Below are 11,389 nucleotides of genomic sequence, written 5' to 3'. Positions count from 1 at the left end.
AGATTAATTACCTTTTAATGAACTGAAGGTAACTTATGATATAATCGAGGCATGAATATGAATAATAGCCCACAATTAATGACAAATCGATGTATTTTAAGAAAGTTTACAATAGAAGATGCGAATGATGTTCTTGAACTGATGAGTGATTTGGATGTAAATAAGTTTTTGCCATGTTTTCCCCTTAAAACAATAGAAGAAGCAAAAGAATACATAAAAAAGAACTACATTGAATCATATGATAAAGAGAATGGCTATAAGTATGCGATTTGCTTAAAAGAGTCAAATAAAGTCATAGGTTATATCGTTGTTAGCGCCGATGTAAGCCATGATTTAGGGTATGCAATTCACAAGGATTATTGGTACAAAGGATATGCATTTGAGGCAGGAGAAGCGGTATTAAGGCAACTAAAGAAGGATGGGTTTGATTATGTGAGTGCAACGCATGATGTAAATAATCCGAATAGTGGAAAAGTGATGATGAAGCTAGGGTTTAGATATCGATACTCCTATTTGGAGATGTGGCAACCCAAAAACATTGAAGTAACATTTAAAATGTATCAATTGGATTTTACTAAAGATTGTGCAACATATATGGGATATTGGAATCGATATGACCATTTCATTGAGTAAATGATTTGCATCATGTTTTTAATTGATTTACTATATGTAAGCGAGAGGTGATTCTATGAACATGACAGATATCATGATTTTAACTTTAATTCTAATTGGATTGATAGTTACAATTATATTAATGAAGAAAACAAAAAAAGAGAATTGTTCTGGAACATGTATTGGATGTGCGCAAGAAAAGTCTTGCCGTGTTAAGAACTTTAAAGAAGAATATGATCGAGATAAAAGCAAGCCTAATTCCAATGAGAATTAGGCTTCTATTTTTATAAATTCCTCTAATTCAAAACTATATAAGTAAGAACTAATTTGATGTTGAGGATAAAGTTTAGATAAAGCTAAATTATAGGTATCGATTTGATGTTTATAACGAGATATGAAATCTTCTTTTTGAATATTACGATCTGACTTAAAGTCAATTAATATACATTGGTTATCACTGATTGCGATAAAGTCAAAACTACCTTGTATTAATGTTTTGTTTTCCAGGAGTGCAAAGCCATATTCTTTTTTGATATCATAGTGAATACATTCTTTATATAAATCAGTTTGACTAAAGTGAATGCATTTATCAATGTCACTTTTTGATAATTCAACATCAGTGAAATCATGTATATTCCATTCGCGATTTGGAAGTTTTTCGATGACTTCATGAATAGTAGTACCGCGATTCTTTTTGTCATGGAAATTTAATTTAGGTATAAAATAATTTTCGGTAGAACTTGGTGATATGGTTTGTATTGTGGAATCCTGATGCGGATACATATTGTGAAAGGTTAATTGGGATTTATTTGCTTTTTCTTCAATCTGATTGTCGATAGATAAAACATCATAAATATTGAAATTAGGTTGTGTAGACAATGCGGATAAGATTAAGTAGGTCATACCTTTTCGTGCGTTAAGTAAAGATAAAGTGATTGGTGTTTTGTTTATTTCCTTATCTACTTTATCAACAATGATTAGTTTTACTTCAGCTCTTGTTAAGGCAACATAGAGAACACGAATAGCTTCTTCTAAATCTTCTAGATTACCTTTGTGTTCAATTGCGATACGTTGTAATGTAGAACGGCGTAAACGATATGGAAGAAAGAAGGCATATAAACCAATTCCTAAATCAGGATCAATCAAAACGGAATCTTGTTTATCTTTATAATAATTGGTGGAAGTACTCCAATAGAATACAACCTTGTATTGAAGTCCTTTTGAGTGATGAATAGTAATAGCACGAACGACATCTTCTTCGGGTCCAAGAGCTGTAGCTTCATCTGATTTTTCTTCGATATTCAAATCGATTTGAGATATGAATTGTTGAAGGCTATTTGATTGAAGTTGAAAGGTCGATGCTTTTTGAAAGAGTAAATCAAAGTTTGTTCTTTGTTGAGCATCCAATTGTTCATTAACAAAATGATTTATTTGTGCAATATAGTTTAAGCATGCGCATAGTCCATCGGTTTGAATTATTTCGCGACAATGCTTAATATCATTTATGATTGGATGATTTGCTTTGATACAACCAGTATAAATGGATTTATAGTTGATTTTAAGAAGAGCGAGTTCATTGTCACTCATTTTGTAAAGCGGTGAAGTTAATACAGCAACTAAAGGAATATCTTGGACTTCAACAATGCAACGCAGCATGCTTACTACAATATGGCAACATACCGATTGATAGAAACCTTCTTTTGCATCAATACTATATGGAATATTGTATTCGTCAAACACTTGTTTTAGCAGGTTTTTTTCAGCATGAGATTTTGCAAGGATGACATAATCTCGCCATTGTTTGAATTCAGTAGTTTTACGCATCTCAATAATTTTTTGTGCTATGAATTTGGCTTTGGCATGTTTGTTGTCAATGTCCTCATCCATTTCTTTTGGATGGAGTGCATAAAATTCAACAGGAGAATCAAAACTCCTTTGTTGTTCTGTTCCTGCTTGTACATGGTCAATATCACGATAACTATCCTGACAACCATCCACGTTCATAAGACGTTCAAATAAATCGTTTGTATAAGAAACGATAGAATGATTAGAGCGATAATTATAAGCTAGGTTAATTTGCTTCGTATTTGGATCAACCATTAAGTTTCGCATGATTTCTGGTTTTGCTTTTCTAAAACGATAGATAGATTGTTTTACATCGCCAACACGGAAGACATTATAACCGTTTGATATATGACAAATAATTTCATTTTGTAACTCGCTAGTGTCTTGGAATTCATCCACGAGAATTTCTTTAAATGTTTGTTGGTATATTTTTGCGATGCGGTGATTGTCACTTAGTAAAATTTCGTATGCAAACTTTTCCATATCATCAAAATGAATAGCTTCGAATTGTTTCTTTGTGTTTGCTAAAGCTTGACTTACATCACAAGCAAAGTTGATTAAATGACAAGCGAATTCACTCATGTGATTTGTATCTTTACGTATTACTTCCATATCAGGATAAAGTTCAATGCATTTATCACGATGAGCGTTAAGATCCTTACGTATCGATGTGTATTCTATATTCTTACCAAAAGGTACAAGTGGTTTAGATAAAGATCTTCTGAAGGAAGAAATAAACGTGTCTATGTTGTTGTCTTTTAATGCTAGTTTTGCATCTTCCATAAAATTTAAATTTGTGAGTATACTCGTAAATACTTTTTCATTGTTAATGTCACTTAATTCCATGACTTTTTTGCATTGATTCAAGTATTGAATTTGTATTTCTAAATTTAGTTTACATGATGAAAAGAAATACTCAAGTAAGTAAGTTGGGATGTCATTTTGTGTTGTGATTTTTTGATAGGCAAGTTTAGCTTTGTCATACCAAACAAGTTCATTTGAGGATGCATTGGCAGCTTGCACGATTTTAAAAATTACCTTTTTCATCTCTTCAAAATCTTCGCTTCTCGATGAAAAATATTGGGACAATGTTAAGACGATTTCTTTTCTATCGTAACACCAATTATTTAAAACTTGATTAAAGGCTAATTCTTTTGCATATTGGAGTTGTCCATCTTCTAAAATAGTATTCGCAAAGTTGGGATCTAATCCAATTGCGTCTGCATGTTTCTTGATTAAGTCTAAACAAAATGAATGAATTGTGGAAATCTTTGCATCTTGAAGATAAACTAACTGTTTTGCGATATACGCTTTATCTGAATCAGGTTTGTTGTATTCTTCATTCAAACGCTTTGATAAACGTTTCTTCATTTCGTTGGCTGCAGCTTCGGTAAATGTCATCGCAAGAATTTCATTTAACTCAACGTGATCTTTTAAACAACGCTTTACAAGACGTTCTACCAGTACTGCGGTTTTACCAGCACCTGCTGATGCAGAAACAAGAACATTGGTACCTGTTGTTTCGATGGCTAGTAATTGTTCATTATTCCACTTCATCAACATCACGTCCTTTCTTCAAAGAAGTATCTTGTAACACAAGTGCACTTGGTTTCTTTTGTTGCCCTTTAAAACGACAAATTGTACGGTACTTACAATAAGTACAAGCGTTCTCAACAGGGTCAACATTGATTTGACCTCCAATTACTTTTTCATATAACATTTCATAAAGTTCACGTATGCAAGTTTCGATGGTGGTTTCGTCAAATAATGTAAAAGAAATACCATTCTTGGTTGGACGTAAGTATTTGATATGAGTTCCTGTATAATCAAGTGTATCAAGTTCTTCCAGTGTCCAACCGGATAATTGATTTGACTTAATATATTCGCGATGAGTATCGTCATCACTCCAATCACTAAAAACTTCCTTACTTTCTAAAATAGATGGTAAAGATATATTCTCGTTTTTTAGTGAATAGTAATAGGCACCAATCGCATGCTTATTAAACAAGGAATTCGCGATTATCAAGTAAGTACATAGTTGTAGTTGAAGTCCAGCTTTGATTGAAGTTTCTGATAAGGTTTTATCACTCGATTTATAATCAAGAATACGTAGTAAATCATAAGATGTATCGATACGATCAATAACACCACGAAGTGTGATGTGATCAAAGAAGGTACTTTCAAATTTATATTCAAATTGGTTCGGGTCAAATGAAGTGTTTGATTCCATTTCATCCAAAAATTCAAAAGAAGTTGCTAAATTATGAATCATCTTTGAATATATGATATCAATTCTATTTTTATTCTTAGGTAAAAGTGAAACAAGATAGTTGTAGTAAGGTTGAGCGATACTTTCCATTTCATCTTGTGTTATCTTTGAGTACTTTTTCCCTTTTGTACGACATGCAGTTTCTAAAATCGCATGTTGAATTGTGCCTATTGTATTTGATTCTAATGCGGTATATGAAAAGTCATCTATTCTAAGTCCTGATTTTAGGAAATAAGCATAGGGGCAATTGAAATAAGTTTCAAATGAAGATACGCTACCATGCAGACGTCCATCTTTTAAATAAAGTGCATTCGCAAGTTCAGGTTGTAGTAGGTGTTTCTCATTCATTTCTTTATCTGAAAGAACACAATGAATTTCACTTACTTTATCTACTAACCCTTCAAGTTCAAAAGCAGCTTCAGATTTTTTTCCTTGGTAATCTAATAGTGGAAAAGTGAAATGTATAGTATGAGCACATTTCTTTATCCACTCTAATTGTGTAGTATATGCTTCAAATCGATATTGCATCGTTGGATAAGGAGTTTTTGCGCAATAAGATTCATCAAAAACACCGGATTCAGGTGTGAAACCAGGATAACTTTTTTGACTAGCTCCAAGAATATAGGCAACTTTTCTACAAGGTATTGGATGAGTAGGGTCACTTATCGCAACTCTACCTAAACATGACGATGTTGAATTCATCGTTTTTCCTTTTGTTTGATATAAAACTAATTCTAAATCTTCAAGGGTTTCGATATATTGATAAATATCTTCTAAATAAGATTTGAGTTCATATAAATCTTGTGTGTGTTTTGAATCAAATAAAGATACACATTGATTAAAAACTTCATCCGCAATCTCACGAAGGGATAGGTTGGATTTTAAAGACGATATGAAAGGAGTAACTGATTCGATAAAAGCATTATAGTCAGCTTCATCTTTTTCAAGGATTCTTCTTTCTCGTTCACTTAATAATTCTAAACTAGGATGATTAACACGATGTGAAGGTATTAAATCATCCAAGGATTGAATGAATTGATCGATGAAATGACGAGTTCCTTGGTTACAAGTAACAGGTAGGGCGTTAACTTCAATCGCATGAATGAGTGAATTGATATCTTGTTTGATGTAGCATTGAAAAAGTGCGTGCGCACACAAGAAACAAGAAGACAACTCAGAACGACTCACAAAACCATGAGGTATGTGGTATTGGTTAAAGACTTGAGTAAGTAAGTCTGAATATGAGGAATCAAAAGGAATGATCAGGATATCTTCAGCTAAAAGCCCATTGGATATGATTTCTTGGGCAATAGCTTCAACTTCATTACGAGGGTTCAAAGCGTGTCGATAAGTAATTGTTGGTTCTTGGATTGTAGGTAATTCCATTGTCTCTAGATCTTTTTTGGTAGAGGAAGTAGCGATTAAATAATCAAAAATATCGGTATAAAAACCGTTTAGTACTACTAAATTATCAAATGAAGTGAAAGCTATATCCAATTCTCCGTGAGTGGGGAAAATCATTTCGTTATTTAGACAAAGATGAAGTAATTGTTTTAATTCGATTTCGCTTGGTGTTGAACAGGGTAAATAATCAATGATAGTACCACTGAATGGTGAAGGTAAGAACTTATTAAAGATGATACAATGATGTAATTTTCTACTGAATTGAACGATTTGTTCAACAAATTGTGGATAATGAAACATTTTCCCATAGATTGGGAAATTATCGATTTGTTGGTGAAGTGTCTTATATAAGATCATGGTTTGAGAATTAGTAGATAACTCAGGATCAAGATATTGATTTAACCAAGCACGAAAAGGCATCATTTTTTGATTCACTAATGATGCTTTTTTCTCTTCTTCTAGAATATGATAAAGTACTAAATCTCGTGTTTTTGAATCAAGTAAAAGTGTTTTCAAAATTATCACCAAATTTATTTTATCACATTCTTAAACAAGGTTGTCATTAATAGAAAAAATAAGTTATAATGATTACATAACTAAAAAGTTAACAGGAGGGAATGAAGTGATTTTAGACATTCTTACGACCTTCAATGATGTTCGAAAAAATGGAGATGACTGCCTATTCAATGGATATTTGGAAGACTACCTTCATTTACTAGATAGCCATGAAGAATACCTCCAAGTATTATTCCAACAAGTATTACAAAAATATCCAAACGCCAGAGTATGCGTTGGATTTCGATTCGCAATCAATAAAGATGTTGTTTCAAATCAAATTATTGGGTATAAAGATGCTTTCAAATTAGAAGGTAAAGCTTTAATATGTCCATTTTTAATCTATCTTACAAAAGATGGAAGTGAGCGCTTATTCTTGCTGACACGTAATAAACGTGCAAGTTATTTGTTTGCGAAGTCATTGTATTTCTGTTTGACTGAACCGACAAGTATTTTTGAAACTTATAAGAATGACATTGTAACGCTCGATACACTGGATATGAATCTGGCTGCGGAAGTCTTTGAAGAAGCATTTGATAAACCTGCGGGTATTCTTCAAAAGAAAGTCGATCAAGCAAAATATACTTCATACGAAAGCTTGAAGGCAGATGCGATGAGTATTGCAACAATGGTTAAGGATAGTGCATTTGATTTAATTCGTCCACTTGATGATAAAACACCAATGATTCGTGAATCAGTAGGTGCATGGTTCTTATTAAAGAAACTTGTTTATGTTCAATACATGGTCAACAAAGCAATCCTACAATCACGTTATCAAGGTGATGTGAAAAAACAAAGAGCACAAGCCCGTGAAAACAGTAAGGCAATTCCATTTATTGCATATAGTGAATTATGGCGTTGTGCTGGAGATAATTTACCAACGGATAAAGAAGCTATTACTGAGTAATTAAACTTGTAAAGAAAAGGTTCTTTTCTATATTTAGATAAGTAGAATCAATAAATAAAACGTCATTATCCACTATGAGTTATTTCGATAGAGGAAATGACGTTTTTATATGAAAATTGTAATGATTATGGAGTAAAGAAGAAAAGATAAAATTAATTACTATTGATCGTAGGTAAATCAACTTCAACTAATTTTTCTTCGATAAAATGAGGTGAGACTTTGCCGTTTGTATATTCAATGCATTCATCAAAGAATGTTGGATTATCTGTCAAAATGGTATAACATACGTCGATCTCATATGTTTTGTCCAAAATTGTTCCTAAGTCTTTCAAAAAGAAATCAAATTGATTGATGAGGTCATAACTAAATGAGCATTGATAGATAGACATCATTCGTACGTCTACTTTTTTTGCAGCTTGAAGCGCTTCAGAAACACTGCCAGAATAGGCACGTATTAATCCGCCAGCGCCTAATTTAATACCCCCATAATAACGTACAACACAGGCACAACAATTTGTGATGCCGCTTTTTCTTAAGGCGTCTAGTATTGGCATGCCGGCAGTTCCGCTTGGCTCTCCATCATCATTAGAGCGTTGAATTTCATTATTTTCACCAATCACAAAAGCGGTGCAACAATGGGTAGCTTCGCGGTGAAGTTTACGTATTTTATTGATATAATCACGTGCATCTTCTTCGCTAAAGCATTTGTGTAGGTAACAAATGAACTCAGATTTATTAATTGTTAGTGTATGTTCTACATCATCTTTTATTCGCATAGTTACCTCTTTCATTTTCAAATATTATAACATTACCAAGACAAAGCAAAAATAGTTAAATTTTACTTGAATTTTGTTCAAGTCAAAGTTTTTTCGTGATATACTATTCAATAAGAAAAGGTTGTAACGTATGGTCCTTTCAATTGTGGAAAGAACCACAAAAGGTTATAATAGAACAGGAATTAGGTGAAAATATGGAACAAAATAAAATAGTAATAAAAGGTGCTAAAGAAAATAACTTAAAAAATATAGATTTAGAAATCCCTCGTAACCAATTAGTTATCATGACCGGGTTATCTGGATCTGGTAAAACTTCACTTGCATTTGATACGATTTATGCAGAAGGTCAACGCCGATATGTAGAATCTCTAAGTGCTTATGCACGTCAGTTTTTAGGTGGTGTGGAAAAACCGGATGTAGAATTAATTGAAGGGTTATCACCTTCGATTTCAATTGATCAAAAAACGACGAGTAATAACCCGCGATCAACAGTGGGCACGGTTACAGAAATTTATGATTACTTGCGTTTGTTGTATGCACGTGTGGGAATACCCTATTGTCCAATACACAATGAACCAATTACATCACAAACAATTACTCAAATGGTAGATCGCATTATGGAACTACCTGATAAAACAAGACTGGAAATTTTATCACCAGTTGCGAAAGATCAAAAAGGGACGCATAAAGATTTACTCGCAAAACTTCAAAAAGATGGATATGTTAGAGTAAGGGTTGATGGCGAAACTAAATTATTAGAAGAAGAAATCGTTTTAGAGAAAAATAAGAAACATACAATTGAAATCGTAGTTGACCGTATTGTAAAGAGTACAGATTCACGTTCACGGTTACATGATTCACTAGAAAATGCTTTGAAGCAATCTGATGGTATGGTTATTGTAAAAACACTAGATGATGAATTGTTGTTTTCAAGTAATTATGCGTGTAATATTTGTGGATTCTCAGTGCCTCATCTTGAACCAAGACTGTTTTCATTCAATGCACCATTAGGGGCATGTGATACATGTAAAGGGTTAGGTGTGACACAAGAAGTGGATGTGGATTATTTGATACCTGATAAAACGAAATCAATTCGTAAGGGTGGAATTATCTACTATAAGAATATTGTTGATTCTACAAATATTGAATGGCAAACATTTGCGATTTTGTGCAAACATTATAAAATTGATTTGGATAAACCAATTGAAAAACTTACAAAGAAACAACTTGAAATTGTATTATCTGGTTCAGATGAACCAATTGAGTACTCAATTAAAACAAGTAGTGGTAATCGTTATTCACGTAATGATTATATTGAAGGTGTTAAGAGTTTAATTGAACGTCGTTATGTAGAGACGACATCATCTATGTCAAAAGAGTGGTATCAAAGTTTTATGACAGAGAGTACATGTCCTACTTGTAAAGGAAGACGTTTAAATGAAATGGCACTGTGTGTTCGCGTTGATGATAAGAACATTGTGGAATTCACAGAAATGAGTGTTAAACAAGCTTTAGTGTGGATATCTAATGTTAAATTAAATAAAACTCAATTGAAGATTGCGGATCTTGTATTAAAAGAAATTAAGAATCGCCTACAATTCTTATTGGATGTAGGACTTGAATATTTAACATTGGATCGTCTTGCAGGTACTTTGAGTGGCGGAGAAGCACAACGTATTCGTCTGGCTACACAAATAGGATCTCGATTAACAGGAGTACTCTATGTTTTGGATGAACCATCCATTGGGTTACACCAAAGAGACAATGCGAAGTTAATTCAAACATTAAAAAACATGCGTGATTTAGGGAACTCTCTTATCGTGGTAGAACATGATGAAGAAACAATGATGGAAAGTGATTACATCATTGATATTGGTCCTGGTGCTGGAGTTCATGGTGGAGAAGTAATGGCTGTGGGTACTCCACAAGAAGTTATGAATAATGAAAAATCAATCACAGGAAAATATTTGTCAGGAGCACTACGCATCGATGTGCCCACAAAACGTCGTAAAGGAAATGGAAACTTCCTTGAGATAATCAAGGCAAGTGAAAATAATCTAAAAAATATATCAGTTAAAATACCTTTAGGTACAATGACTGTTGTAACAGGAGTAAGTGGTAGTGGTAAGAGTACACTTGTAAATGAAATCTTATGCAAAGCCGTACAACATGCGTTAGGTAGAGTGCGTATTAAACCAGGTAAACATAAAGAAATAAAAGGACTTGATCAATTAGATAAAGTCATTGAAATTGGACAAGATCCAATTGGTAGAACACCACGTTCTAATCCAGTTACCTATACTGGGGTATTTGATGATATTCGTGACTTATTCGCAATGACACCTGAAGCTAAATTAAGAGGATATGACAAAGGTCGTTTCTCATTTAATGTAAAAGGTGGCCGTTGTGAAGCTTGTCAAGGTGATGGGGTACGTCGTATTTCGATGAACTTCTTGCCAGATGTTTATGTACCTTGTGAAGAATGTAAGGGTAAACGATACAATGAAGAAACATTACAAGTAACCTATAAGGGAAAAAATATATTTGATGTCTTAGACATGACAATTGAAGATTCAATCTTATTCTTCAATAACATTCATAAGATAAAAGATAAACTACAAACTCTTCATGATGTTGGGCTTGATTACATTAAATTAGGACAATCAAGTACTACTTTATCTGGAGGAGAAGCACAACGTGTTAAGCTTGCGAGTGAACTTCAAAAGAAAGCAACGGGTAAAACAGTATTTATCTTAGATGAGCCTACAACTGGACTTCATAGTCATGATGTGAGAAAGTTACTGACAGTACTTGAACGAATCGTGGATAATGGAGATACAGTACTCATTATTGAACATAACTTAGATGTGATAAAATGCGCTGATTACTTAATTGATTTAGGACCAGAAGGAGGCGATGGTGGAGGAACTATCGTTGCAACTGGAACACCTGAACAAGTAAGTAAAGTAGAAAAAAGTTATACAGGTCAATACTTAAAGAGAGTATTGAAGAAAGGATAAA

General features: G+C 33.1%; 7 protein-coding genes. 4 read left to right on the top strand and 3 right to left on the bottom strand.

Features of this window, described 5'->3' with window-relative positions:
- The first annotated feature begins 57 nt into the window (after positions 1 to 57).
- Positions 58 to 633, top strand: coding sequence for a GNAT family N-acetyltransferase (locus tag RR643_RS05960; RefSeq protein WP_332469072.1), 576 nt, complete (start codon positions 58 to 60; stop codon positions 631 to 633).
- Positions 634 to 688: 55 nt separating this feature from the next.
- Positions 689 to 886 carry a hypothetical protein gene (locus tag RR643_RS05955; RefSeq protein ID WP_332469071.1) on the top strand — a complete coding sequence of 66 codons (198 nt, stop codon included), beginning with the start codon at positions 689 to 691 and terminating at the stop codon, positions 884 to 886.
- Here the strand turns inward: RR643_RS05955 and RR643_RS05950 are convergent.
- Both RR643_RS05950 and RR643_RS05945 read right to left on the bottom strand, forming a co-directional pair.
- Complete coding sequence (locus RR643_RS05950) at positions 883 to 4,014, bottom strand: UvrD-helicase domain-containing protein (protein WP_332482662.1); 3,132 nt, start codon at positions 4,012 to 4,014, stop codon at positions 883 to 885. The two genes, RR643_RS05955 and RR643_RS05950, sit on opposite strands and share 4 nt — an antisense overlap.
- A complete protein-coding gene (locus RR643_RS05945; RefSeq protein ID WP_332482661.1) occupies positions 4,001 to 6,646 on the bottom strand; it encodes a PD-(D/E)XK nuclease family protein in 2,646 nt (881 codons plus the stop codon). The genes RR643_RS05950 and RR643_RS05945 overlap by 14 nt, the downstream gene beginning before the upstream one ends.
- A gap of 106 nt (positions 6,647 to 6,752) precedes the next feature.
- On the opposite strand from RR643_RS05945, the gene RR643_RS05940 reads away from it, so the two are divergent.
- Positions 6,753 to 7,592 (top strand): hypothetical protein, encoded by an 840-nt coding sequence (locus RR643_RS05940; RefSeq protein WP_332482660.1) that lies wholly within the window; start codon positions 6,753 to 6,755, stop codon positions 7,590 to 7,592.
- A 152-nt stretch (positions 7,593 to 7,744) separates the two neighbouring features.
- On the opposite strand, the gene RR643_RS05935 is transcribed toward RR643_RS05940, so the two are convergent.
- Positions 7,745 to 8,368, bottom strand: a complete 624-nt coding sequence (locus RR643_RS05935; RefSeq protein ID WP_332482659.1) for a YigZ family protein — start codon at positions 8,366 to 8,368, stop codon at positions 7,745 to 7,747.
- A gap of 194 nt (positions 8,369 to 8,562) precedes the next feature.
- Here RR643_RS05935 and uvrA point away from each other — a divergent pair, with 194 nt between their 5' ends.
- On the top strand, positions 8,563 to 11,388 hold the full coding sequence (uvrA, locus tag RR643_RS05930) for an excinuclease ABC subunit UvrA (protein ID WP_332469066.1): 2,826 nt from the start codon (positions 8,563 to 8,565) through the stop codon (positions 11,386 to 11,388).
- The last annotated feature ends 1 nt before the right edge of the window (position 11,389 follow it).

It is taken from the genome of Anaerorhabdus sp. (assembly GCF_036637135.1).
Taxonomy (GTDB): domain Bacteria; phylum Bacillota_I; class Bacilli_A; order Erysipelotrichales; family Erysipelotrichaceae; genus Anaerorhabdus.
Note: the sequence above shows the minus strand (reverse complement) of the source record. Positions and strands in the feature narration are given on the sequence as shown.